20 protein-coding genes are annotated in these 24928 nt (G+C 44.5%); 12 read left to right on the top strand and 8 right to left on the bottom strand.

Features of this window, described 5'->3' with window-relative positions; translation table 11 throughout:
• Nucleotides 1–14 precede the first annotated feature (14 nt).
• Nucleotides 15–1019: an NAD(P)/FAD-dependent oxidoreductase gene (locus DB520_RS09205; protein ID WP_114749382.1), complete on the top strand. Its 1005-nt coding sequence runs from the start codon at nt 15–17 to the stop codon at nt 1017–1019.
• Nucleotides 1020–1034: 15 nt separating this feature from the next.
• A complete protein-coding gene (locus DB520_RS09200) occupies nt 1035–1355 on the top strand; it encodes a 2Fe-2S iron-sulfur cluster-binding protein (RefSeq protein ID WP_114749381.1) in 321 nt (106 codons plus the stop codon).
• A 50-nt stretch (nt 1356–1405) separates the two neighbouring features.
• Here the strand turns inward: DB520_RS09200 and DB520_RS09195 are convergent, their stop codons facing one another.
• Nucleotides 1406–4012 carry a histidine kinase N-terminal 7TM domain-containing protein gene (locus tag DB520_RS09195; RefSeq protein ID WP_114749380.1) on the bottom strand — a complete coding sequence of 869 codons (2607 nt, stop codon included), beginning with the start codon at nt 4010–4012 and terminating at the stop codon, nt 1406–1408.
• Between the two features lie 341 nt (nt 4013–4353).
• On the opposite strand from DB520_RS09195, the gene DB520_RS09185 reads away from it, so the two are divergent.
• The 7 genes from DB520_RS09185 (at nt 4354) to DB520_RS09155 (ending at nt 14466) form a co-directional block, all read left to right on the top strand.
• Complete coding sequence (locus DB520_RS09185) at nt 4354–6918, top strand: DUF7133 domain-containing protein (RefSeq protein WP_114749378.1); 2565 nt, start codon at nt 4354–4356, stop codon at nt 6916–6918.
• A complete protein-coding gene (locus tag DB520_RS09180; protein ID WP_232834896.1) occupies nt 6905–8008 on the top strand; it encodes a sugar phosphate isomerase/epimerase family protein in 1104 nt (367 codons plus the stop codon). The genes DB520_RS09185 and DB520_RS09180 overlap by 14 nt, the downstream gene beginning before the upstream one ends.
• 19 nt (nt 8009–8027) lie before the next feature.
• Nucleotides 8028–8810: an SDR family NAD(P)-dependent oxidoreductase gene (locus DB520_RS09175; RefSeq protein ID WP_114749377.1), complete on the top strand. Its 783-nt coding sequence runs from the start codon at nt 8028–8030 to the stop codon at nt 8808–8810.
• A gap of 20 nt (nt 8811–8830) precedes the next feature.
• Complete coding sequence (locus DB520_RS09170; protein ID WP_232834895.1) at nt 8831–9607, top strand: DUF2798 domain-containing protein; 777 nt, start codon at nt 8831–8833, stop codon at nt 9605–9607.
• A 66-nt stretch (nt 9608–9673) separates the two neighbouring features.
• Nucleotides 9674–11794, top strand: coding sequence for an alpha-amylase family protein (locus DB520_RS09165; protein WP_114749376.1), 2121 nt, complete (start codon nt 9674–9676; stop codon nt 11792–11794).
• Between the two features lie 85 nt (nt 11795–11879).
• Entirely contained in the window at nt 11880–13037 is a 1158-nt protein-coding gene (locus tag DB520_RS09160) for a DUF4221 family protein (RefSeq protein WP_114749375.1), read from the top strand.
• A gap of 97 nt (nt 13038–13134) precedes the next feature.
• A complete protein-coding gene (locus DB520_RS09155) occupies nt 13135–14466 on the top strand; it encodes a GntP family permease (RefSeq protein WP_114749374.1) in 1332 nt (443 codons plus the stop codon).
• A 37-nt stretch (nt 14467–14503) separates the two neighbouring features.
• Here the strand turns inward: DB520_RS09155 and DB520_RS09150 are convergent, their stop codons facing one another.
• Together DB520_RS09150 and ppgK are read right to left on the bottom strand one after the other, a co-directional pair.
• On the bottom strand, nt 14504–15508 hold the full coding sequence (locus DB520_RS09150) for a phosphotriesterase family protein (RefSeq protein WP_232834894.1): 1005 nt from the start codon (nt 15506–15508) through the stop codon (nt 14504–14506).
• A gap of 8 nt (nt 15509–15516) precedes the next feature.
• Nucleotides 15517–16260, bottom strand: a complete 744-nt coding sequence (gene ppgK / locus DB520_RS09145) for a polyphosphate--glucose phosphotransferase (protein WP_114749373.1) — start codon at nt 16258–16260, stop codon at nt 15517–15519.
• 206 nt (nt 16261–16466) lie between these two features.
• Between ppgK and DB520_RS09140 the strand changes: the two genes are divergently transcribed.
• Nucleotides 16467–17336, top strand: a complete 870-nt coding sequence (locus DB520_RS09140) for a sugar phosphate isomerase/epimerase family protein (protein ID WP_114749372.1) — start codon at nt 16467–16469, stop codon at nt 17334–17336.
• 63 nt (nt 17337–17399) lie between these two features.
• Here the strand turns inward: DB520_RS09140 and DB520_RS09135 are convergent, their stop codons facing one another.
• Both DB520_RS09135 and DB520_RS09130 read right to left on the bottom strand, forming a co-directional pair.
• Complete coding sequence (locus DB520_RS09135; protein ID WP_114749371.1) at nt 17400–18416, bottom strand: pirin family protein; 1017 nt, start codon at nt 18414–18416, stop codon at nt 17400–17402.
• Nucleotides 18417–18496: 80 nt separating this feature from the next.
• Nucleotides 18497–19207 (bottom strand): hypothetical protein, encoded by a 711-nt coding sequence (locus DB520_RS09130; protein WP_114749370.1) that lies wholly within the window; start codon nt 19205–19207, stop codon nt 18497–18499.
• A 564-nt stretch (nt 19208–19771) separates the two neighbouring features.
• Between DB520_RS09130 and rfbA the strand changes: the two genes are divergently transcribed.
• Both rfbA and DB520_RS09120 read left to right on the top strand, forming a co-directional pair.
• Nucleotides 19772–20641, top strand: coding sequence for a glucose-1-phosphate thymidylyltransferase RfbA (gene rfbA / locus DB520_RS09125; protein ID WP_114749369.1), 870 nt, complete (start codon nt 19772–19774; stop codon nt 20639–20641).
• Nucleotides 20642–20993: 352 nt separating this feature from the next.
• Nucleotides 20994–21356 (top strand): response regulator, encoded by a 363-nt coding sequence (locus DB520_RS09120; protein ID WP_114749368.1) that lies wholly within the window; start codon nt 20994–20996, stop codon nt 21354–21356.
• Between the two features lie 47 nt (nt 21357–21403).
• On the opposite strand, the gene DB520_RS09115 is transcribed toward DB520_RS09120, so the two are convergent.
• The 3 genes from DB520_RS09115 to DB520_RS09105 are packed head-to-tail and all read right to left on the bottom strand — an operon-like array spanning nt 21404 to nt 24787.
• Nucleotides 21404–21985, bottom strand: coding sequence for a Maf family nucleotide pyrophosphatase (locus DB520_RS09115; RefSeq protein WP_114749367.1), 582 nt, complete (start codon nt 21983–21985; stop codon nt 21404–21406).
• Nucleotides 21979–23283 carry a DUF1015 domain-containing protein gene (locus DB520_RS09110; protein ID WP_114749366.1) on the bottom strand — a complete coding sequence of 435 codons (1305 nt, stop codon included), beginning with the start codon at nt 23281–23283 and terminating at the stop codon, nt 21979–21981. Before DB520_RS09110 ends, DB520_RS09115 begins: the two co-directional genes overlap by 7 nt.
• Nucleotides 23276–24787 (bottom strand): acetyl-CoA carboxylase biotin carboxylase subunit, encoded by a 1512-nt coding sequence (locus DB520_RS09105; RefSeq protein ID WP_114749365.1) that lies wholly within the window; start codon nt 24785–24787, stop codon nt 23276–23278. The genes DB520_RS09110 and DB520_RS09105 overlap by 8 nt, the downstream gene beginning before the upstream one ends.
• Between the last annotated feature and the right edge of the window lie 141 nt (nt 24788–24928).

Raw genomic sequence — 24928 nt, 5'->3', positions numbered from 1 at the left:
TTTATAAAAACATCATGATTACTACTGACATTTGCATTATTGGGGCCGGTCCGGTCGGATTGTTTGCAGTATTTGAAGCAGGATTGTTGAAGATGCGTTGCCATCTGATTGATGCATTGCCTCAGGTGGGAGGTCAGCTTTCGGAGATATATCCACAGAAGCCGATTTATGATATTCCTGGTTATCCCGAAATAAAGGCCCAGGAGTTGGTAGATAACCTGATGGATCAGATAAAACCCTTCAAACCCACGTTTACTTTGGGCGAAAGGGTGGATCACCTCAGTAAACAAGAAGATGGCTCCTTTGTGATCACCACCAACGACAAAACCCAAGTTCATGCTCAGGTGATCTTGATCGCCGGTGGCTTAGGCTGTTTTGAGCCCAGGAAGCCTGCCTTGGAAAAATTGGAGCAATTTGAAGGCAAAGGGGTAACTTATATGGTAAAAAACCCAGAGCTTTTCAGGGACAAAAATGTAATCCTTGCAGGAGGAGGAGACTCCGCTTTGGACTGGGCTATCTATCTTTCTGAAGTGGCCAAAAGAGTGACCCTTGTACACCGAAACGAGACTTTTAGAGGTGCGCCAGATTCAGCCGCAAAGGTATTTGACATGGCCAATCAGGGAAAGATAGACCTAATTCTGTCGGCTAACCTAAAGGAGCTGGGTGGAAATGGGCATTTGGACTCTGTGACTTTGGTGGACAAGGCCAAATCAGAAATAAAAATCAACACGGATTACCTTATTCCCTTATTTGGTTTAAGCCCCAAGTTGGGTCCCATTGCAGATTGGGGACTGACTATTGATAAAAATGCCATAGAGGTAGATACAAGGGATTATTCTACAGGTGTGGAGAGAATTTATGCCATTGGGGACATCAATACCTACCCGGGAAAACTGAAATTGATACTTTGTGGTTTCCACGAAGCTGCCATAATGATGCACTCCGCCTTTAAGTATGTATATCCTGACCAAAAATTAAGCTTTAAATATACTACTGTGAATGGTGTGAATGCATTTTAATATTAGTTTTGCATCATGATAAATTTTACAGTCGAAGACCAAGAAGGAAACCGTCAAAATGTTGAGGCCCCAGACGATATGGGACTGAGTTTGATGGAAGTTCTAAAAGCCTCCGAATACCCCGTTTTAGCTACCTGTGGGGGCATGGCGCTATGTGCCACTTGCCATGTAGAAATCCTACAAGGTCAGGATGGACTTGGCGATGCCACAGATGCAGAACTGGATCAATTGGAGGCCCTCCCGGAATATTTTCCCTCCAGCAGGCTAGCCTGCCAAATCAGGATTTCAGAACTCTTGGACGGGGCAGTAATCAAACTTAGGGGAGAGGATAATTAACCTTAGATAAAATATAGGACAGACACCCAGGCTGCAAAGGCCTGGGTTTTTTACAACCATTTCCCAATTACTTGTTGAAACGTATCTTGTCTAACGGGTTTTGTGATAAAATCGTTGATCCCAACCTCCCTACACCTCTCCTCTTCCCCTTTAATGGCCTTGGCACTAAGGGCAATAACAGGTAGATCTTTTCCCTCAGGATGAGAACGAATGGCAGCGCAAAGCTCATATCCGCTCATTTCAGGCATTTGCAAGTCGGTGATCACTAGATCCGGAAGCTCTTTTAAAAAATAATCGAAGGCAATTTTCCCATTTTCCGCTTCTTGGAGAGTAGCATGTGGAAAAAGGTTATTGATATATACCTTTACGAGCATCCTATTCACCGGATTGTCCTCGGCCAACAAGACCCTTTTGACAACCTGCGAAGGGGCTTTTTGTTCGATAAGCGTTTCATCCGAAAAGCCCGACTGGTTCGGAAGGCTGAGCTGCTGTATTTCCTTAAAGAGGTCTATAGCCAAAAATGGCTTGGACAAGGCCCCTTGAAACCCAATTTTGAAAATTTTTTGTGTAGCGGCATCATCGAGTGCCGAAGGTAAAAGAACCAACCTACCCATGGATTTGGAATTGGCGAGAAGTAAGCAGTCCCGAAGCTCTAGAGGATCCCACTTTGCATTTTCGATACTGGTTCCATAATCCACCACCAAAAGCTTATGGTTTCCCACTTTTAGTTTCTCCTTGACCTCCCTAATACCATATGCCCGCTGGCTTGCAATAGCGTACATTTTCAAATACCTCATCAGGATATCCGACAACTTATCACTTGAAACCAGCAATAAAGCAGGGGATAAAACTTCCAAAGTTTCCATTGGCCTAACAGCATCCTCCATCACCAGGAATGTAACTTCGAAGAAAAAGTAGCTCCCTTTGCCTTGTTCACTTTCCAACTTCAAACCACTGTTCATCAATTCCAGAAGTTTATTTGAAATGGTAAGGCCAAGACCCGTTCCCCCATATTTTTTGGTGGTGGATGCATCTTCTTGAGAAAATGCGTCAAATATCATTTTTTGCTTTTCCTCAGCAATACCAATTCCTGTGTCCCTAACTCCAAATGTGAGGGTAACATGATCAGAATCCAACATGGCCACCTTCTTCACCTCCAATGTCACTTCTCCATTTTTGGTGAATTTCAAGGCGTTGTTTAGTAAGTTAATCAAAACCTGCTTCAATTTAAGCTCATCTGCCCAAATGCTTTCAGGTACATCCGGGGACACGTAGAGTAAAAACTCCAAATCATTCTGCTGGGACTGATAGCTCACCACATCGGCGATGCTCTTGATTAATTCATACAGGTTTACCTCCTGAAAATCCATCTCCGTTTTTCCTGCTTCTATTTTCGCCAGGTCAAGTACGTGGTTTATCAGGTCCAACAATGCATTGGCAGAATGATTTACGGTTTCCAGGTACCTACTTTGCTGCTTATCCAATTTGGTATTCCCCAATAATTCCGTGAAACCAATAACTCCATTAAGTGGGGTCCGGATTTCATGGCTGATATTCGCCAGAAACTCAGACTTGGCATGACTTGCCTGTTCTGCCTCTTCCTTTGCCCTTTCCAGGTCTAGTTGGCGTTGCCTTTCTTTGGTGATGTCCCTAAAAAGAATAATCAATCCTATCCTGCCACTTTTTTTATCCTTGATTTCAGATTTCGTAGCTTTCAGCCATACCTCATCTGAATTTGGCAGGGTGAGGCTGAATTCATACACCTCTCTTTGGGGATCCTCTATAAAACTTTGAAGGTCTTGTTTCTCAGACAACAAATGCCCAGTTTTCAACTGTAAGGTACGGCCTAACAGGAGTTGCGCTGCAGGGTTGCATCCTACCAGCCTACCCAAGGTGTCAAATACCAAAACCCCATCGGAAATACTTTCAAATAGCGTTTTATAGACAATAGGTATCACCTGAAACAAGTGGAACCTAGTCAACCCAAGGTAAACTATTCCCCCCATGCCAATAAAAGCAAAAGGCAAAGGGTCAATATTAAGTGGAACAATTCTCAGAATGTGAGAAACATAGGCCAAAAAGGGCACGGAGAGTCCGGAGAGAACCATATACACCTGCTTGGTATCAGTGATGGCACCTCCTCTAATCATCCTAATCAGCAACCCATAACTCAAAATCAGAAATGCTAATGTATAAACCTGATGCGCCCAGTACATCCAACCCTTAGTGGTCCTCATAACCAAAAAATACCCATTGTCCCACAATTCAAAGGAACTGTAAAACATCCCATGCCAATTGGTAGTAAAAACAGCAACAAGTGTCAAAAAAGGAAAAGCGAGCACAGCAATAAAAAACGTCAAATTTAGATAACGGTGCCTTCCTGAATAACCTAGGCAAAACCCAAACATCAATGGACCCAAAAATACCGCCCCCAGATATTGAAGTTTAAGGAAAAAGGCCTTATGATCCAGACTGGGAAATACAAACTCCCCAACATAAAATATAGAGTAAACTGCACAGGCCACCATCAACCAAGAAAATAGCCTTATTCCTGATTTACCCTCCTTACCCCTACTGAGTAACGCAATTCTGAGAGGTACAAGACTGGCTAAAAATACCGTGAGGGAAATAACATAAAACTGCCAACTTTGTGTCATTTTTAGTCAAAGCAAACATGAAAACCCTAAAAGTGAGAGGAAATATAGGAAATTTAATGATACATTGGACTAGTTTCCTAAAATAAAAAGGAGGTAATTGGTTTACATCCCTAACCTTAAGAAACTTACTCAATACTGAAAGCAATGAAGGTATATTGAATAGGGTACTGAGGTCTCCATTCCTGTTTTACAGCTTTACTTTCCCAAAGAAACCATCGGGAATTTCTCTATTCATTCCAGGTATAGTTCTTGTAAAACCATATTTTTGATTAACGGATTTCATTTCCTCCGAATAAGGCATATCTTTAAAACCTTGACCTAAAGCCCAAAATGACTTAACAATGAGATTATTGATCTCTATTACCATTGCGTTGTTTCTAATTGCCTCCTTGTTGTGGTGTACCGGAAAACTTAACCCAATCACTGATCAAGGGCCATCCCCTCCACTGTCTCCTGATGAATCCCTATCGCAGTTTCAACTGGACCCCGCCCTGGAAATCCAATTGGTGGCATCTGAACCTCTGGTTCAAGACCCAGTGGTGATCAACTTTGACGAAGACGGCAGGCTTTGGGTGGTGGAGATGAGGGGTTTCATGCCCGATATAGAAGGGGAAGGGGAAAAAGAACCGGTGGGCAGGATCAGCATACTTTTGGACACCAATGGAGACGGTAGGATGGACGAGCAAATCATCTACCTAGATTCCCTGATAATGCCCAGAGCGCTCGCCATAGTAGGAAAGGGAGCACTTGTAGTGGAAAATATGGCCCTCTGGTGGACAGAAGACTTGAACGGGGACCTGAAAGCAGACACCAAGGTGCTGATAGATCCAGATTATGCCGGCAACAATTTGCCCGAACACTCCGGAAATGGCCTTTTGAGGGGTATGGACAACTGGTATTATAACGCCAAGTCGAGAGCTCGGTATAGGCTTGTGGATGACAAATGGGAAAAGGACAGTACCGAATTCAGAGGGCAATGGGGTATAAGCCAAGACGATTATGGAAGACTGGTATATAATTACAATTGGTCTCAACTCCACGCTGATTTGGTACCTCCCAACTACCTCCACCGGAACCCGCACCATGCATCCACCACCGGTATAGACCATGGGCTTACGGTGGATAGGAGAATTTATCCCATACGGTCCAACCCTGCCATTAACAGAGGCTATATTCCCGGTATTTTAGACGAAGAGGGCCGGCTAATGGAATTCACTGCTGCCTGTGCCCCTTTCTACTATAGGGGCAAAGGCCTGCCTGAACCCTTCCAAGGGAATGTTTTTGTTTGCGAACCATCCGGTAACCTCGTTAAAAGAAACCTGGTGGAAAACCGGGGTGTTTATCTTGAGGCAAAGGACCCGAATCCCGGACAAGAATTTCTGGCATCCACCGACGAAAGGTTTAGGCCTGTCAACCAAACCAGTGGGCCGGATGGAGCCCTATATATCGCAGACATGTACAGGGGCCTGGTGCAACATGGTGCCTACATATCCCCTTATCTCAGGGAGGTAACGCTGGATAGGAATCTGGTATATCCTATCAATATGGGCAGGATCTATCGTATCGTCCCTAAAGGATGGGTTCCAAGACAAGCCCCAAAATTGTCCACCTATTCCTTGGAGCAGTTGGCCGAGACCCTTGCCCATCCTGATGGGTGGTTCAGGGACCAGGCTCAACGTTTGTTGGTAGAAAATAAGGACCAGTCAATAGTGCCCACTTTGGAAAGGTTAGCCATCGAAGGAGAAGCTCCTTTTACACAACTTCATGCTCTTTGGACCTTGGAAGGGCTTGGGAATATAAACCCAGGCCTATTCCTGCGAATCATCCAAGAAAAGGCCATGTCCCAGCCATGGGTGGCCTCCCATGCGCTCAGAATTATGGAAACGAAAACAGAGGGAAACCAGGAGTTGACCCAAAAGTTGAGTGTACTTCTTGAAGAATTGATACCTCAATCATCCTCCGTCTTTGCCCTTCAGGTGGCACTGAGTGCAGGGAGCATTCCGTTTAAGGAACCCCTGTCCATATTGAACACTGTCCTTGACAACCATAGGGAAGATGCCCTTTTCCGTGATGCGGTGCTGAGCAGTATCCAAGATAATGAGTACAAGATGCTGGCCTCCCTGCTTTCTCGTCCCTCATGGAAATCCGGCAGTTCAGATAAAGAAATAGTTGTGGAAATGCTCGCCACTGCCATTGGTAATAAAAACGAGCCTGGGGAGATGCGAGCTATGCTGAAGGTACTTGATGAGGAAAAAAACAACTTGGGTTGGCAGGGAGAGGCTATACTTAACGGATTGGCCAATAGCAGTGGAAAAAACGATAGGGACCCTGTTACCCTTTCCAGTACCCCTGGCCTGTTTCACTCCCACTTAACAAAAGGGGGAGACCGGAAATGGAGACAAGTGGCCTCCCTTTTCGACTGGCCGGGTAAACCCCGGGAGGAGGAGGCAAATGACGGTGAACAAATAACCCTGAACGAAGCTGAACAACTCCTTTTTGCCAAGGGAAGACAGTATTACCTCAGCTCCTGTTCAGGTTGCCATGGAAACAAAGGAGAAGGGGTAAGGCGAATGGGTCCCCCCTTGGTGAATTCGGAGTGGGTAACAGGAGACGAAAAACAGCTTTCCTTGATCGTGCTGCATGGAATGGAAGGCCCTGTGGAAGTGGACGGGAAATTATATGACTCACCTGACATTTTGCCGGTGATGCCCGCCCATTCCAACCTGGATGATCGGACCATTGCCTCCATCCTCACCTATATTAGGAATGAATGGGGAAACGAGGCAGGGGCCATAGACAGTCGCTTTGTGGCTGTAACCAGAAATACCATGCAAGGAAGGGTGACTCCTTGGAAACCCGAGGAACTCAAATCCTTTTTGGACAATGTTAAAAATGATAACCAATAAGCCCATGCAGCAACCCATAGATTTCGACCACCCCAGATTGCCCAGAAGGGAATTCCTTAAAAAGGCCTCTCTCGGTGCCCTTGCCCTATCTGTTTCGCCAATCGATGCCATTCCCACCAAAAAAGAAAAAATGGGGATAGTCATCCATGCCTATGGTAAACGTTGGCAGCAGCAACTCAACAATGAAAAATTCCCCCCCTTCCGAAATGCCATAGACTTTCTGGTCCATTGCCATAGCATAGGAGCCGGTGGGGTTCAGATAAGCGTAAGTGGTTGGGACGGGGAAATGGCAAAGAAACTACGAAAAACAAGCGAGGAGCTAGACATGTTTGTGGAGGGATCCATCGGTATCCCCAGAAAAGAAGGTGACCTTGAAAAGTTTAAAAAGGAAATCCAGGATGGCAAGGCCGCCGGCATCAAGGTGTTCAGAACGGTGAGTTTGGGACCTAGGCGCTACGAAGCTCTTCGCAGCAAGGAGGAATTTGAGGAGTTCCTTAATAATGCCCACCAAGCCTTAGACTGGGTAGTGCCTATATTGGAGAAAGAAAAAGTGAAGTTGGCCATAGAAAATCACAAGGATTGGAGAACAGAGGAGCTTTTGACCGCTTTGAGAAGCAGAGATTCAGAAGTGCTGGGTGTTACCTTGGACTTTGGCAACAGCATAGCCCTAATGGAAGATCCAATGGAGACTCTTGAAGCTTTGGCTCCTTACACCTACTCAACCCATATCAAGGACATGGCGGTGGAGGAATCCCCCGAAGGCTTTCTCATGTCCGAGGTTCCCCTAGGCCAGGGTATACTGGATCTTCCAAAAATGGTAGCAGTATGTAGAGCGCATAAGCCTAATATGCGCTTTAACCTAGAAATGATCACTCGGGATCCCTTGCTCATCCCATGCCTTACCCCGGAGTTTTGGGCTACCATGCCGACTGTCAAGGCCCAAGAAATGGCGGCAGTGTTGCGTATGGTAAAGGTCAATCAAAGCTCTCTCCCAAAGGTATCCGAATTGGATACAGAGGGGCTTCTAGCAGCAGAAGAAAATAACATTATTCAGAGTCTGGCTTATGCCAGCAAAAACTTGAACCTTTAAACATTTAGACACTAAAATCATGAAAGACACCCTACCCGGCATTAAGTTATTTGAACTAAAAGGAAAATCAGCCATCATCACAGGGGGCTCAAAGGGTCTTGGTTTTGCCATGGCAGCAGGGTTGGCATCGGCTGGAGCCAATGTACTACTGGTCAACCGAAACCAGGAAGAGGGCAGTGCAGCCGCCAATCAAATCAAAGAGAATTATGGTGTCAAGGCAGAAGCATTTGCTGCTGACATCACCGATGAGAAACAAGTGGGTGATATGGTGAAATACGCCCAGGAAAACTTCAACAGCACAGATATCCTGATAAACTCTGCGGGCATCAACATCAGAGGAGCAATTGACGAAGTCAGTTTAGAGGACTTTGAGCAGGTGATGAAAGTCAATGTGACCGGAAGCTGGCTTTGCTGCAAGGCCGTAACCCCTATTATGAAAGAGCAAAAAGGCGGAAAAATCATCAATCTGGCCAGTACACTGGGATTAGTGGGGTTAGCAAACAGGACACCCTACACTTCTAGTAAAGGGGCTGTAGTACAAATGACTCGGGCCTTAGGTCTGGAGTTAGCCCCCTTTAACATCAACGTAAATGCAATTTGCCCCGGACCATTTCTCACCGAGATGAATATTCCTATAGCCGATACGCCGGAGGCAAAAAATTTCATCGTTGGCGCCACGGCCCTGGCCAGATGGGGGGAGCTCAAGGAAATCCAGGGTGCGGCTTTGTTTTTGGCCAGTGAGGCTTCCAATTATATGGTAGGGTCTATGGTTACTGTGGATGGTGGTTGGACGGCAAAATAACAGTAGTCACCTTAAAGGCCATGAAACGTATACAATTGTTCGAGTTTGAAGATCAAATCTGGTTTCCGATCTTCCTGAGAAATAAAATGACTCTCTATTTGGTGGCCCTGCATAGCCTGATACGAACAGCAAGGCAGCTGGAAAACCTGGTGGATAGAGGCTTGCAATTTGTATCCAAACCCCAAATTGTGGATTTGGGGTCCGGTGCCGGAGGACCAATAGTCGAGGTCTTTTTAAAGTTAAAAACCCGTTTCCCTAAACTCAACCTGATGCTTACAGATTTTCATCCAAATACCGAATTCCTTGATAAATTCAACGCTCAGGAGGATATCACCTATGGCAGAGTACCAACAGATGCTACTTTGAAAATCCATCATTCGGGACTAAGGACAATGATAAGTTGCTTCCATCATTTCCCCCCAGATGCAGCCAGGAACATATTATTAAATGCCCAGGAAGAAGAACAACCTATTTTGATCTTTGAAATCAGTGACAACTCGTTTCCAAAATGGTTATGGTGGACTGCATTTCCCGTTGCTTTTGTTGGGGTCTTTTTCATTACCCCTAAAGTCAGACCCTTTACTTGGCAACAATTCCTTTTTACCTACTTGATTCCTCTACTCCCTCTGTTCATTGCATGGGACGGAGCTGTTTCCAATGCCCGAACTTATACCATTGAAGATTTAAAATCGCTTATAGATAGCCTCCCGAAAAGTAGTTACCAATGGGAAACAGGTAAATTATCCGGGAAAGGAGGGAACAAAATATACTTATTGGGATATCCCTCTTCGGATTAAACCTGAAAACACCTATTATCCAAAGCTTCCGTTACAACATTAACCACCCTAAATAGTCTCTGCACCATGAAAGTATTTTATTTAGTATCCATAATATTCCTACTTCAAACCCCTTGCTTTTCCCAACTATCACCCTTGGAGCTTGAACAACTAAAACCGGGATCCTATGACAATTCCTGGTGGAACAGGGAACCCCTGAGACTTATCCAAACCAACCTCAGGGAAATAGATGCCAATCTGGACAGGGAAAAATATGTGCAATCCATGGTGGATGCCTCTGCGAACCTGGTCTTACTCAACGTGGGAGGTATTGTGGCCAATTACCCCACCGAACTTCCTTTTCAATATCGCAACACCTTCATGGAAGGAGACCTGGTGGGTGACCTGGTACATCAACTTCATGAGAAAGAGATCAAGGTGATTGGAAGATTTGATTTCAGCAAAATCAACGAGTCCTTGGCCGAGAAAAAACCGGAATGGCTGTACAAAAGCCGTACAGGCGAAACCGTGAGCTTCAATGAACAAACCCATACCTGTGTAAACGGGGGATATCAACAGGAATATAGCCTTGAAATCCTAACAGAGGCCATAGAAAAATATCCCCTTGACGGCATATTCTTCAACATGATTGGCTACCAAACCCGGGACTACGCCGGCGAGGACCATGGCATTTGCCAATGTGATAACTGCAAGAAAGGGTTCAAGGAAATGTCGGGAAAGGAGTTGCCTCAAGAGGTGTCTCCCGGAGAACCATTATATGCAGAATACAATGAGTTTAAGAGACAGACTTCCGAAAAACTCTTCACCAAAATATCCGAACATATCAAAACACTGGATCCTAGTCTGATGATCAAAACCTATACGGATGTAGGGGTGGATATGATCAGCAGTGAATCTGGGGCATCCCTTTCTTCCGACTACGAGTGGAATTATCATGCCACAGACAACGTAAAAAGGGTACTGGGCTCCTATCAGGACAGGTCGCCAATGAATTTATTGATTTACTTTCAGGCGATTGGGTTCAGGCATGTGGGCACTTCGCCGGATCTGGCCAGGGTATGGATGCTGGAAAACATGCTGCATGGTGCCCCCTTGGGGTTTGTGGTCATTGGGCCCCTTTTTGACTATGAGGAGAGGGCATTTATCCCCTATCTGGAGGACTATTATGGTTTCCATAAGCAGCATGAAAACTTGTTTACCAATCTGGAATCCAGCAGTAAGTTAGCCCTGATAAGAGGTGCTGGCCAAGAGTACCGGGGGATGATAAAACTACTTACTGAATTGCATATACCCTATGATATTATTGAACCGGGCGCAATCTTATCCGGGCGATTACCAAGGGCATTGAATGATTATGAAGTGTTGGTATTGGGGGATGTAAGTAATATGGGTGAGGGATTGGTGGAAAGCATAGATGAATATGTGGAAAAAGGTGGGAAAATCCTTGCCACAGGTTTCACCTCCTCCACTAAAAGGGGCGAAGGGGGCGGCATTTCCTTGAAATCCTTAGGGGTAGATTCCCAATTTAAGGTTTATCCACAGGCGAAATCCACCTACTTGCGGGTAGGGGAACAAGATAAAGCTGCCATAGGGAATAAATTAACAGAAGATTTTTCCCTTATGATGGTGTATGCGGACTTCCTGGATTGCTCCCCTATAGAAAATACCGAATCGTATATGCAGCTTATTCCGGAAACCATGTTCGGCCCTCCCGAAAAGTCCTATTTCACGGAGGAGGAAGTTACCGATATCCCCGGCCTATTTAGCAATACCTATGGACAGGGAAAAGCAAGTTTTATCCCCTGGCAACTTGGTGCCCAATATTATCACAAGGGAAATTATGCCCATAAGGCCCTGTTTTATGGTGCGCTATCCAATCTTTTGGAATGGGAAAGTGACCTACAGACCAATGCCTCCCACCTGGTGGAGATCTCCAGGATGAAAAACAGGGATGGAGCCTTTGAATGGTTGGGCTTGATCAACCACTCCGGGCAAATCGGGGGAACCATCGGGAAGCCAATACCCATGCGGGATATTGAAATTCGCTTTAAACCTGCTAAACCTTTGGAGCACCTATATCTGCTTAGATCCGGTCAAACATTGGATTTCGAACAAGATGGGGATTGGGTGCTTTGTACGGTGCCGCACCTCGAAGATTTTGAAATGGTGGTAGGGACCTACAATTGAGGTAGAAAAATAAACTTAATTTTTAAGAAAAGATGGGTCTTTTCGGATTTTTCATTAACTTACTAACTTTTTAAGATAATATGTTATGACAAAGAAAATAGTTATATGCCTATCTCTATTAGGCATCTGCTTGTATTCATGCTCAGAAAGGGAAAAAGCCTCTACCCAGTTAACCCTAACCCAAAGCGATGAAGGAATAGCATTTGAGATGGATGAAACATCGTCCAATTACAGTATGCAAATAGAATACCTGGAAGAGGACGAAAGGGAATATGTGTTTCATAGGGACATACTGAGTCAGGACATACAGTGTTTCGATCTTCAAACCCAACAACTCGTAAAAAGGTTAAAGTTTGATCAAGAAGGAGAAAGGGGAATCGGAATGTTGAATGCATTTTTCATCCCTAATTTGGACAGTATACTAATATTTGGTAACCAACTTTTTCTCACGGATTTTGAGGGTGATTCTTGGGAAAAAATAGCTGTGACAAAGCCGGATAAACTAAGCAGACCCATCTTGCAAAAAGGCCCTTACAGGGCTAGCCCCAAATTTAAGGAGGGACATATAATCGTGGCCACACTACCAGAAGGAAATTATCGGGACCTTTCCCAAGAGCAATTGAATCAGGCATCACTTTCTTATCGCATCAATTTATATTCTGGTGCTGTGGTAGCTACCCCTCATTATTATCCTGACGATTATTTATCCCAAGACCTTAAATTTCCTTTTTTCTCCATGGTCTCTCAGGATTATAAGTTGATTTATTCTTTCATGGGAGACCATCATGTGTATGTAGGTACTCCCGATAACCCTTCGCTTGAAGCCATCTATGCCCCAAGTCGGTTTTTGCCCCAAAACCTCCCAAGTGTTCAAAGGGATGCCACCTCGGAACAATTCAGCCAATATTATTTGAGTGCTCCAAAATACGGCAGTATTTATTATGACAAATACCGGGATGTGTTTTATCGATTTGTATATCCTGAATACGAAGTAAACGATGAAGAGGAATTGAGGGAATTACGGATGTATAGGCCTTTTTTCTCTGTTCAGATCCTAGGGCCAGACTTAGCCTTGCTGGGTGAGACACTAATGGACCAAGAACCACTAAACCCTTTTAATGCATTCGTGGGCAAGAAGGGGCTGTACATTTCCAATAGCAACCCCAACCATCCCGATTTCAATGAGGATATAATGAGTTTTCACTTATTTGAGTTAATAGAGGAACAGAGTGACCAACATTGAAAAAAGCAAAAAAAATAGCTTGCTAAGAAAAAATTAAATATACTTACATCTTATAGTCGGCTGCTTACCCTTGGTAATCCTAAAATAACCTATTGTAATGATTTTCCTCTATATTTTGATTGCATTGGCCATCATTATTGTGGCCATTATTAAATTTGACATCCATCCTTTTTTAGCCCTATTTGTAGGAGCCATCATTTATGGCCTCTTAGCGGGTATGGCACCAGAACTGGTCATAGAGTCCATTATGGCAGGATTTGGGGGTGTGCTAGGAAGGATAGGTCTCCTCATCCTTTTTGGCGTAATTATCGGTACATTTCTGGAAAAATCCGGGGGTGCCTTTGTCGTGGCACAAAAAATCCTTTCCTGGATAGGCAAAAAATCGGTCATGCTGGGGATGATGGTGACAGGGGCGGTTTCTTCCATTCCTGTTTTTGGGGACAGTGCCTTTATCATGCTAAACCCCATCAACAAATCCCTTTCCTTTAAGGGAAAGTTACCCTATGCCGCCACCACTGTGGCCTTGACCCTAGGGATAACGGCCACCCATTCACTGGTCCCTCCCACACCCGGTCCCATAGCCGCTGCCGGTATCCTAGGGGCAGAGTTAGGTCCCATTATTTTCTGGGGGTTCATTATCAGCACCATTTCCCTGATCCCATGTTATTTCTTTTGCAAGTATATTGTTTCTCGGATTAATTTGATACCCGAGTTCGCAGAACTTGAGGCGGATAAAAAAGAGGTGAAATACCCCTCCCTGGGTAAATCCTTTATGCCTATCGTCATTCCGCTGGTCTTGATCGTTTTGGCCTCCGTGGCAGCCTACCCTACCCAGCCCTTTGGGGATGGAGCTTTTACCACCTTAATCCTTTTCATAGGTAATCCTATCATCGCCCTTTTACTGGGTGCCTTTCTTTCTTTTGCATTGCCCCATAAGTTCGACAAAGAAGTGCTATCGGCCAGCGGATGGCTGGGGGAAGCATTACTTATCGCTGCCCCGGTAATTTTGATCACGGGCGCTGGAGGAGTGTTTGGAAAAATGTTGGAAAATTCCGGTATTGCAGACCATGTGAGCTCAGGAATAAGTGCGGGAAACCTCAGTTTGTTCCTTCCTTTTTTTATGGCATTTGCCTTGAAATCGGCCCAAGGATCCTCCACGGTCGCTTTGGTGACCACGGCTTCCATTATGGTGCCCTTGATGAGTCCATTGGGGTTGGATTCGGAAACCATGAAAGTCATGACGGTACTAGCCACAGGTGCTGGGGCCATTGCAGTTTCCCATGCCAACGACAGCTTTTTTTGGGCTATGACACAGCTTTCGGGCATGAACATCAAACAAGGCTATCAGTCCCATAGTATAGGAACCGTTATCCTATCTAGTACGGCTATGTTATTAATCTTGTTGATTACCCTGTTTTATCAGCTCTAAAAATCGGCGGTAATCCTTTATATGGACAGGGAGGAAACTACTCTTTATTTCTAATCCGAATTTTCAAGGCTTCCTGAGGGTTTTTAACAAGGAGCATATCTATCTCTGTAGGGGTGAATCCACTAGTGAGCATTAGTGGAACAAATTTCTCAGTAAGAGTGGTAAAAGGTCTGAAGTCCCCCCCATCCTCCTCTCCTGGACTGAACCAGCCAGCATCATGGCTTATCAATGCCTTATGTAGCAGACCGTTTTCTTTCAAATACTGCAATCTCCCCACATAACTCTGCATTTGTTCTTCACCGAGCCCATCCAGGCTGATCCAGGCCCCCATTTCCGCTGCTTCTACCAACATATTCAAATCTTTCTCCTGTTGGGCATGCACCCAAATAAAAGCCTCAGCAGAAACCCCCATTTCCAGAAGAATCTCCATTTGTTCAAAAGCCGGAACTGCAGGTCCGGTATGAGATGCAATGCTCAATCCCGTAGCCAAGTGGGTAAAGGCGGCTGCCCTTACGAGTTTCTGATGTAAGGTGGATAGGGTTTCCGGGTTTACCCCTATTTTGATGAATCCTGGTCGAATATCTGTCCCATCTATACCCTCTTCCCACTCCGTAATCCAGCGTTTCGCAAGTTGTTCTGCTGACTCCTCAAAAGCATAGGTAGGTAGGAATTTATTGTCCACAGCCCCATAAAGCCCCGTGTTGGTTAGGATTTGAAGACCAGATGTTTCCATCAGGGCTTCTAGCAAAAATACATCCCTTCCCAAAAATGCAGGTGTGCAATCCACTAGGGTGCCTATACCCTGTTTTACTATCACTTCCAGCTGGGGTAATACCACATTCATTACCTCTCGTTTATCCCATCGATCCTCACTGATTTGATCTGCCCCTACAAAGTCCACCAAAAGATGTTCATGCACCAGGGTCCTACCCATTTTTTCAGGAGCAATAGGGCCTCCTACTGTCATAATGGGGTGTTCTTGGCTATAGGCATGGACAAATACACCAAAGAGAACTAGCAACAAGAACATCTTCTTTTCCATAAAAAAAATTATTTTGGCCAGTTATGGGCTGCCATAGCGGCTCCAATGATACCTGCGTTGTTTTTTTTCTCCGCCACCAACAAGGGCACGTCCACAGTGATCTGGGTCTCGAATTTATCCAGTTTCTTACTGGCACCCCCTCCGATGATAAAGAGGTCTGGAGATAATATCCTATTGGTATGTTTGAGGAACTTGTTGAAGCGCTTTCCCCAAACCTTGTAGCTTAAATTTTCCTTTTTCCTGGCGGAATCCGCAGCGTAGTATTCAATAATCTCCCCATTTTTGTAAAAAATTCTTCCCAATTCAAAGTTGGGAATAAGCTTTCCATCGTAAAATACCCCAGTACCCAAGCCGGTACCGATGGTAACGGTGATGACCAACCCCATTTTTCCCACCCCTGCACCGAAGTTCATTTCTGCCAGCCCTGCGGCATCTGCATCATTGATCACTGTGACGGGCAGACCGGTCCTTTCCTGGAAAAGCTCATCGACCTGAACGCCAACCCAGCTTTTGTGAATATTGCTCTTCGTGACGGACATACCATTGTTCACCACCGTGGGAAAACCGCAGCCAACAGGTCCTTTCCACTGAAAATGGTCAACCAGAATCTGTACAGCATCAGCTACACTATGGGGCTTGGATGGTTTCGGCGTGGGAACCCTAAAACGTTCCTGGGTAATCTCCCCGGTTTCAATGTTCACTGGGGCACCTTTGATGCCCGAACCTCCAATATCAATACCCAATATTTCCATATGTGCTGTTTCGATGGGGTTTTATTCCCTATTTAAATTTTGGTTCTATTTTCTCAAATTAAATTTAAAACCTTTTTTATACCTAACCTAAAAGGAGTAGGGAATTTCCATAAAAACTCTTCTGGACTTTATTTTGGACTTAAAATTGCGTTAATTCATCTACCAAAAAGATCAAAGAAAATCAAATACATCAAAAATCAGGATTTATGCAGGCAAAAAATCACAGAAGGGAGTTTTTAAAAAAGGCAGGATTACTAACCATCAGCGGGTTGGCCTTTTCACATATGCTACAGGCAGACACCGTGAATAAACCCATAGGGCTTCAGCTTTATTCTTTGAGGGAGGACATCCCTGGAAACACAGAGAGCATCCTTGAAAAAGTGGCGGAAATAGGGTATAAAAACCTGGAGGCCGCCAACTATGATAACGGAAAGATTTACGGGATGACCCCTCAAGAAATGAGAAAAAAGGTAACCTCTCTTGGCATGCGTATGAGTAGCGCCCACGTGGGTGGTCCCGGGGACTATTCCAAGGAAAGCCACCAAAAGGCCATTGATTGGTGGAAAAAAGCGGCTAAAGATCATGCAGAGGCAGGTGCTACCCATATTATCAAACCTTCCATGCCCATTCCCAGCACGCTTGATGAACTCAAGATATGGTGTGACTATTATAATGCTGTAGGCAAGGTTACAAAAGAAGAAGGACTGATGTTTGGTTTTCACAACCACTCAAGGGAGTTTGAGGAAGTTGAAGGTAAAGTGATGTATGACGTAATGCTGCAAAATACCGACTCCGACCTTTTCTGTATGGAACTGGACGTATATTGGTGCCAACAAGCCGGGAAAGATCCTGTGAAATACCTGCAAGAGTATAAAGGAAGGTTTCCTCTTTTGCATATCAAGGATGAGAAAGAAATTGGAGCAAGTGGAAAAATGAACTTCGAGCCCATCTTCAAGGCGGCGTATGCCCAAGGAATGGAGGACTTTTTTGTGGAGGTCGAAAAATACAATTATAGCCCCTTGGAAAGTGTACAAAGAAGTCATGAATACTTGGCCAATGCGAGCTATGTGAAATAAAAGAAAAGAAGGATAAGCCGTGGATACCTCAACCACGGCTTATTTTACTCTTACCGGAATACTTTACAAGCCTTTTTCCTCTTTCCTGCCATCCGCATGCAGTGCAAACCTGCCTTTTTCCTTGGCATGGGTATATTCGGTTTCAGGCCATGGCCAACCCCCAAACTGGGTACGTTGGTATTCCTGAACTGCCTGTTGAATTTCCAAATTGGAGTTCATCACAAAAGGACCATGCTGCACCACTTTTTCACCTATGGGCCTGCCTTGAAGAAACAAGAACTTACCCGGCTTTTTGCCATTGATGACTTTCACTTCTTGGGTAGATTCCAAATCCAGCGAATGCTTTTCGGAAATTACTTCCTGCCCCACCTCCACACTTTCTCCTTCATAGAAAAACAGTGTCCGATTCACTCCTTCACTGGCTTTGGGCAAATGAAACGTGGCACCAGCCTGCGCATGGATGTGCCATATCGCAACCTCGTTGGCCGGGTCTGCAGCCCAGGAATCCGGAGCAGGTTCAAGGCCATGACTATCTTCGAAGCTCCCACAAACTAACTTAATGGAGGTGGATAGTCCCTGCCCGTCCTTATGAATATGAACAGGAATATCTTCTTTCCACATCATTTTAAAGTGAGCCGGCACTTTCTTCTTTACGCTGGGTAAATTGAGCCATATTTGAAACAAAAGCAATTCGTTTTTTTCATCCTCCTTAAGAAGTGGAAACATCTCCGAATGCAGCACTCCCTTTCCAGCCGTCATCCACTGAACATCTCCCTCACCAAACCTGCCTGCGGCACCGAGGGAATCGGAATGGTCCACAAGTCCCCTCTCCACCAGGGTGACGGTTTCGAAACCTTTATGCGGATGGTATGGGAAACCTGGCACTTTGGTACCGTGGTACATACTCCACCCGTCCTTTCCTCCAAAATCCTGTCCTATTGCCCGCCCTTCCAGGGATGCTTTGGGAGCCAAGTCCCCGTTGCCCTCTGGGAAAAAGTCATGATGATGCGCACAAAACAAAAAGGGATCCTGGGTTTTCCAATGAAACCCTAATGGCCTAACTTCTTTCACTAATTTCATATCACAGACATTTAATGTATATACACACAAACAATTATGGAGACATTAAGTTCCTTTTTATCCTATAACTGCCGATTTTTTTAGTAAACGTTTCGAAGGGGATCCAAATACCTTCTGTAAACTACTTGGCCTTGAATGTAATGATCGTTAAATCGGTTGTGCCCGTCATTTCCCACCATCAGGTCAGAAAACGTCAAAAGAAGCGAGCCCTCCAGGGATATATCAGAGTAGAGGCCCAGTTTATAGCTTATTCCCCCTCTCAAAGGGACATAAACTGAGGTCCTTACCTTGTTTTCTTTGAACAGATGCTCGTTTTTCAACCTATATTCTTGATTGATAGAAGCCACAAACCCCAGCCCGGCACCTCCATAAAGATCGATTTTTCTTCTCAAGGCATGATTTTGAAAAGGCATTAAATGAATTATGGGCATAATGTCCATAAAAACTACATTGGAGTGTGTTTCAACAGCCTTGTCCAAAATGGACCAAATTTCCACTACTCGGTTGCCAAAATAGTCTCTGCTTTGGCTCTGGTAATATTGATAGCTGACAGTTGCCCTCAAATCTAAGAAAGGAAGGATCTTTTTGCCTCCCGCCATGGAAAAAGAGGGCCTTATTAAGTTTTCAAAATTCCTGATACTGCCCGCGTTGTCGGCATACATCATGGAGGGGCCAAGGCCGATTTGGTAATACATATTTCTGGAAATCTTCTCTTTATGAAAATTTTGACCAAAGGTCTCCCCAGAGATTATCAAAGTAATAAGCACTACTATCAAGGACTTTATTGGCATAGGAAAATATAGCAATGTAGGGTTGCTGTTAGTTTGGTAATTAAAGAACGAAAGATGAGCGTGGTTTTTGATATTTTTGCCTTAAATTTATGCATTCATTGCTAGCAATTTTTAATCCAATGTCTTTTTTATTTCGTAGGTGCAAATAAAATTTAGTCATATGAATCGAGCCTGTCCTGACGGCAGTCAGGGCATGAGGAGCACGTCACACACTGGGATGATTATAGATTGCGAGATTCCCCCGAAACGAGTTCCCCGAAACAAGTTCGGGGCAGGCAGGGGCAGGCTATGTGACCGTTGAAAAGAAAATATAAACACATGAAATGCCCATGAGAAAGAATTCTCACAAATGGGGATGATTATCCAGGGCATTCCATCTGACCATTGAAAAACAAATATAAACAGATGAAATCGAGCCTGTCCTGACGGCAGTCAGGGCATGACGCGAGCGACACACGAGGGGATGATTATAGACTGCGAGATTCTCCCGAAACAAGTTCCCCGAAACAAGTTCGGGGCAGGCAGGGGCAGGCTATATGACCGCTAAAAAGAAATTATAAACATATGAAAGGAATTATTTTGGCCGGAGGTTCCGGCACCAGGCTCTATCCACTTACTCTAGCTGTAAGTAAGCAACTAATGCCCGTTTACGACAAACCCATGATATACTACCCCCTTTCGGTATTGATGATGGCCGGGATCAGGGATATTTTAATCATAACTACCCCTGAAGATGTAGATGCATTTCGAAAATTACTTGGAGATGGCAGTCAAGTGGGTTGTCAATTTACCTTCGCTGTACAGCCAAAACCAGAGGGACTGGCACAGGCCTTCATTATAGGTGAGGATTTTATAGGCAAGGAAAAGGTAGCTTTGATACTAGGGGATAACATTTTTTACGGCACAGGCCTGCAACAGACCTTGAAGAACCATACCGATCCGGATGGAGGGGTGGTCTTCGCTTATCACGTAAATGATCCCAAAAGATATGGTGTGGTGGAATTTGACCCTAGCCAAAAAGTGATAAGCATAGAAGAAAAGCCAGAAAACCCCAAGTCAAACTTTGCGGTCCCCGGCCTGTATTTTTACGACAACCAGGTGGTGGAAATTTCGAAAAACATCAAGCCCAGCCCAAGAGGGGAACTGGAGATCACCGACGTGAACAATGTCTACCTCAACATGGGCAAACTCAGTGTAGGAATATTAAACAGGGGAACAGCCTGGCTTGATACAGGTACACACCAGTCCCTGCTTCAGGCAGGCCAATTTGTGGAGGTCATCGAGGAGCGTCAGGGATTAAAGATAGGCTGCATAGAAGAAATTGCCTTTAGAAGCGGGTTTATTAATGAGGATAAACTGTTGAAAGAAGCTCAAAAACTGGGGAAAAGCGGCTACGGTGAATATCTGAAAAGGCTAATTGCATTGAGGCCATAAAGGGACCATGACTTTATTGCCCTTTCTCTATGAAATCGATCAAGACGAAAATTTATTATTGCGTTTAAAAATTTGCATTTACTGAAGGGTAATGAAAAGTGGCTTCTCGCAACGAATCCGCAACGCTCCAGGCGGGCCATAAAGACTTTTCATAGGCAGTATTAAATGAAGAATCAAAGGAATGGAAAATGATTTGGGAAGTACAGTACAATTGCTTTTCCGTATTACAAGCTCAATTTTCTTAAGATTCGATTTTTTATACACAAAAAGCATTTTTTATGTTGTATTTTAAATTTCTCTGTTTATTTTTGCCGTAGTTAATAGTTTTTTAAAATCTTTTACGCTGGAGGGAATGGTGAATATTGTGCTGATTGACGATGATGCGGTGAGTAATTTTGTTACGGAAAAATTTATCAAAAAACATATTAAGGAACCTTGTAGAATTTTTAAGTTCAGCAGTGCCACTGATGCCCTGAATGAAATCTATAAAATCAACCCCAAATATATGTTTGTTGATTTGCTTATGCCTCAAATGACAGGGATGGATTTTCTGGAAACCCTTAATGAAAAATACATTAAGTCAGAAATTTATGTCTTGAGCAGTTCCGTAAATGAAAAAGACGTGGAAAAAGTGGCAAACTGCCACAAGGTGAAAAAGTTTCTCCCCAAAGTGGGAGTAAAACAATCCATTGAGGAAATATTTGGAAAGGAATAAGGAGGGGGGAACTTCCCCCCTTTTCTAAGTGATTTTTAAAAAATTGGCTAAAACCTTGATTGCTCCAGCATTTTGTAAACAAGATGCAAAGGAAGTCCCATGACGGTATAGAAGGAGCCTTCAATTTTTTCCACCCCAATATAACCTATCCATTCTTGGATACCATAAGCACCAGCCTTGTCAAAAGGGCTGTAATTTTCAACATAAAAGGAAATTTCGTCTGCCTCTAATTGCCTGAAATACACCTTGGTAGTATCACTAGCACTGTAGAGATGCTGGTAAGAGGCAAGGCATACCCCCGTGATGACGTGATGCATCCTTCCAGAGAGCATGTTTAGCATGTTGAAAGCTTCCTCCTTGTCTCTAGGTTTATTCAATATCTTGCCCTCTACAATTACAACTGTATCGGCTGTCAATACCACCTCGTCGTTCATCAGTTCCTTTTGATACACTCTGGCTTTCTTTTCCGCAAGGAATTCAGGAACCCTTTCTAGAGACATGGATGCTGGAAAATCCTCATCCACTGGGAGTGTTTTTACAGAAAAGGGAACTCCTAAACCTTCCAGTAAAGTTTTTCGCCTAGGGGATTTGGAGGCCAGAATCAGGTTGTTTGTGAAAGACTTTAACATAGGAACACCTCGTATGGAAATTCAAAATCATCAGGGTCAATAGAACCGAAAAGCAACCCGGAAACTACTTTAGGGTAGAAATAGGTGGATTTTTGTGGCAACATTTCTCCACTTCTGCACACCTCAAAAACCTCTCCTACTGAAATCCCAGGCATAACCACTGCTAACTCCAACTCCCCCCGCAATAGGGCCAAAAAACACTTACTGCTGTGCCTTTCGTATTTAATCACTTCACTTTTTGACTGTAGCTCCAGGGGTATTCCCAGCCCTTCCTGAATCAGAAAGTGATGCATCAAGTACACATCAAGATTTTTGAGGCTGGGTGACAGGTTTTTTAAATGCCCAATTTCCTGCCAACTCGGTTTTAGACTAAGGATAAAAGCTCTGTTTTTAAATACCAATCCAAAAGCATGGCGCTTGTTGTTGATGATATCTTCCAAATCCTCTTGGTCTTCCACTTCTTTGCTATCGAAAAATGGGGAAACCTTGTTTAACACCTCATTAGCATCAACCCCCAGCCCAGAAAAAACACGGTGGTTTGGATAGATCTTCAATGCCTCGGAGGCTGAATTGCAAAAATACATTTCGTGATAGTCATAGGAGTTAATCTTGCCTAAAGCAGGTGCTTCCTTTCCTCGTTTATGGGAATAATCTAGGGCAGCAGAATAACGATGGTGCCCATCTGCAATCAAAATTTGCTTATCCTTCATAAAACGGATCACCTTCTTTATGATTTTGGCATCATGAATCACAGCCAGGACCTCCCTTACTCCCTGATAGTCTTCCAGATCATAAATGGGGTCAGCCATAGCTTCGTCAAAAAAAGGCTCTAATACAAAATCGGGGTCTTCATATAAGCCAAAGGTTGGGCTGGCCTGGATTTGGGTTTTTTCCAAGATTTCCTCTCTTTCTGCTACCCCATAAGGGTTGGTGTTTTCGTGCCTTAGGACCACCTGGTTTTCCCATTCCTCCAACTTCAAATGGGCAATAAACCCCTTCCGGCAGACTTGTTTATTCCTGTCGGTGGATTTAAAGTACTGGTAATACACGTAAATTCCAGGAACATGGTCTTGTACGATTACGCCCTTTTTTTTCCATTCGTCGAGCGTCTTTCTAGCCCCCAAACCAGCCTGAGGGCCTTTTGGTAGGGAGAGATGGATGCTATTGATGGGATTGGCATAAAGTTTTCTCCTTTGCCTATCCGTGACCACGTCAAATAGAGGGGAAATCAGGCTATCCATTTGCCCCAAAAACTTCTCATGATACCTCCATGCCTTAAGGGGTAAAAGCTCAGCCATGTTTTCGGTTTTTCCTCCAGGATGAAAGAGATTGGACTGAGCGCTCTGCCGCAATGGTCCCATTATTACTTGCGGGACTAGCTTCTTGCAGAAAATGGGCCCCAAAAGCAGCCAGCAGTTGTTTTTCGGTATGGCTAAACTTGGGATTTGACCTTTGCCCATCAAAATATTCCTCCACGAACTTAGTGGTAAAAGTACCCTCCCTAAAAGAGGGGTGTTCCATCACAAAGGCACAAAAAGACAAGGTGGTCTTAACCCCCACCACCTTGTATTCCTCGATGGCCCGTTTCATTTTCTCAATGGCGCTTTCCCGGTCTGCAGCATGTACAATGAGTTTAGACAACATGGGATCGTAATGTATAGGCACTTCCATGCCTTCTTCAAAACCATCATCCACCCTAATACCAGGGCCCTGTGGCAGCCTGTATTGGCTAAGTGTGCCTGTATCCGGCAAGAACCCGTTTTCCGAGTCCTCGGCATATACCCTTATTTCAATAGCATGTCCATGAATTTGTAATTCTTCTTGTGAAAAAGAGAGCTTCTTTCCTTCTGCAATCCAAATCTGCTCCTTCACCAGGTCTTTACCTGTGATCAACTCCGTGACGGGATGCTCCACCTGCAATCGGGTGTTCATTTCCAAAAAATAGAAATTAAGGGACTGATCCACTACAAACTCCACGGTTCCGGCGCCATGGTACCGGCAGGCCTTCGCCACATTCACTGCAGCCTCCCCCATTTTCATCCGGATGGCTTTGTCCAGCACCGCTGACGGGGCCTCCTCCACCACTTTTTGATGTCTTCTTTGGATAGAGCATTCCCGTTCGAAGAGATGGACAACATTTCCATGCTGGTCTCCCAATACCTGAATTTCTATGTGCTTTGGGGAAGAAATGTATTTTTCAATAAACACAGAGGGATCCCCAAAGGCCGACTCCGCCTCCCCCATTGCCCTTTTCATTTGTTCCTCCAGCTCATCCTCACTGGATACTATCCTCATGCCTTTTCCTCCACCCCCTGCACTGGCCTTTATCAATATAGGATACCCAATTTCCGAAGCTATTGATTTTGCAGTGGACACACTAGTTACCGCTTCTGATGTACCGGGAACCAATGGGATTTTGTATTTTGCTACGGCCTTTTTGGCCTCAAGTTTACTTCCCATAAGGGCTATTGCTTCTGCGCTCGGACCTACAAAGCAAATACCACCTTCATGGACTCTTTTTGCAAATTCAGGATTTTCTGAAAGAAACCCGTATCCGGGATGTATGGCATCCACGGAAAATTCCCTTGCCACTTCGAGTATCTTGTCTATATTCAAATAGGATTGCCTGGAAGGGGAAGGTCCAAGGTATGCAGCTTCATCTGCAAAGCGGACATGGGGTGCCTTACGGTCGGCATCACTATAAACGGCGACAGTCTGGATACCCATCTCCCTGGCTGTTCGCATGATTCTAAGGCTTATTTCGCCCCGATTGGCAACAAGGAGCTTATTGATTTTGGTCATTGGCCATTGCGTCTATTGATCGAAATAAAAAATTAAATCACGGAAATACTTGGGAAATCTTTCCCAAGGTGGTTGCTAAGATAAAAGCTTCCCATAAGAAATGGGGAAATCAACAGGATTTTTTGCACACCAATCCAAAAA

Origin of the sequence: Pleomorphovibrio marinus (assembly GCF_003347495.1) — a bacterium.
GTDB classification, from domain to species: domain Bacteria; phylum Bacteroidota; class Bacteroidia; order Cytophagales; family Cyclobacteriaceae; genus Pleomorphovibrio; species Pleomorphovibrio marinus.
The sequence above is the reverse complement of the archived record's forward strand: the minus strand, read 5'-3'. Positions and strand labels throughout refer to the sequence as shown.

Bases quoted from the DNA above. Each gene is read 5' to 3' on its own strand.
- DB520_RS09110 (WP_114749366.1), bottom strand. From the start codon at position 23,283: ATGGCTGAGCTTTTACCCCTTAAGGCATGGAGGTATCATGAGAAGTTT.
- ppgK (WP_114749373.1), bottom strand. From the start codon at position 16,260: ATGGAAATATTGGGTATTGATATTGGAGGTTCGGGCATCAAAGGTGCC.
- DB520_RS09120 (WP_114749368.1), top strand. From the start codon at position 20,994: ATGGTGAATATTGTGCTGATTGACGATGATGCGGTGAGTAATTTTGTT.
- DB520_RS09150 (WP_232834894.1), bottom strand. From the start codon at position 15,508: ATGGAAAAGAAGATGTTCTTGTTGCTAGTTCTCTTTGGTGTATTTGTC.
- DB520_RS09185 (WP_114749378.1), top strand. From the start codon at position 4,354: ATGAGATTATTGATCTCTATTACCATTGCGTTGTTTCTAATTGCCTCC.
- DB520_RS09140 (WP_114749372.1), top strand. From the start codon at position 16,467: ATGCAGGCAAAAAATCACAGAAGGGAGTTTTTAAAAAAGGCAGGATTA.
- DB520_RS09170 (WP_232834895.1), top strand. From the start codon at position 8,831: ATGAAACGTATACAATTGTTCGAGTTTGAAGATCAAATCTGGTTTCCG.
- DB520_RS09115 (WP_114749367.1), bottom strand. From the start codon at position 21,985: ATGTTAAAGTCTTTCACAAACAACCTGATTCTGGCCTCCAAATCCCCT.
- DB520_RS09135 (WP_114749371.1), bottom strand. From the start codon at position 18,416: ATGAAATTAGTGAAAGAAGTTAGGCCATTAGGGTTTCATTGGAAAACC.
- DB520_RS09205 (WP_114749382.1), top strand. From the start codon at position 15: ATGATTACTACTGACATTTGCATTATTGGGGCCGGTCCGGTCGGATTG.
- DB520_RS09180 (WP_232834896.1), top strand. From the start codon at position 6,905: ATGATAACCAATAAGCCCATGCAGCAACCCATAGATTTCGACCACCCC.
- DB520_RS09105 (WP_114749365.1), bottom strand. From the start codon at position 24,787: ATGACCAAAATCAATAAGCTCCTTGTTGCCAATCGGGGCGAAATAAGC.
- DB520_RS09155 (WP_114749374.1), top strand. From the start codon at position 13,135: ATGATTTTCCTCTATATTTTGATTGCATTGGCCATCATTATTGTGGCC.
- DB520_RS09175 (WP_114749377.1), top strand. From the start codon at position 8,028: ATGAAAGACACCCTACCCGGCATTAAGTTATTTGAACTAAAAGGAAAA.
- DB520_RS09160 (WP_114749375.1), top strand. From the start codon at position 11,880: ATGACAAAGAAAATAGTTATATGCCTATCTCTATTAGGCATCTGCTTG.
- DB520_RS09195 (WP_114749380.1), bottom strand. From the start codon at position 4,012: ATGACACAAAGTTGGCAGTTTTATGTTATTTCCCTCACGGTATTTTTA.
- DB520_RS09130 (WP_114749370.1), bottom strand. From the start codon at position 19,207: ATGCCAATAAAGTCCTTGATAGTAGTGCTTATTACTTTGATAATCTCT.
- DB520_RS09200 (WP_114749381.1), top strand. From the start codon at position 1,035: ATGATAAATTTTACAGTCGAAGACCAAGAAGGAAACCGTCAAAATGTT.
- DB520_RS09165 (WP_114749376.1), top strand. From the start codon at position 9,674: ATGAAAGTATTTTATTTAGTATCCATAATATTCCTACTTCAAACCCCT.
- rfbA (WP_114749369.1), top strand. From the start codon at position 19,772: ATGAAAGGAATTATTTTGGCCGGAGGTTCCGGCACCAGGCTCTATCCA.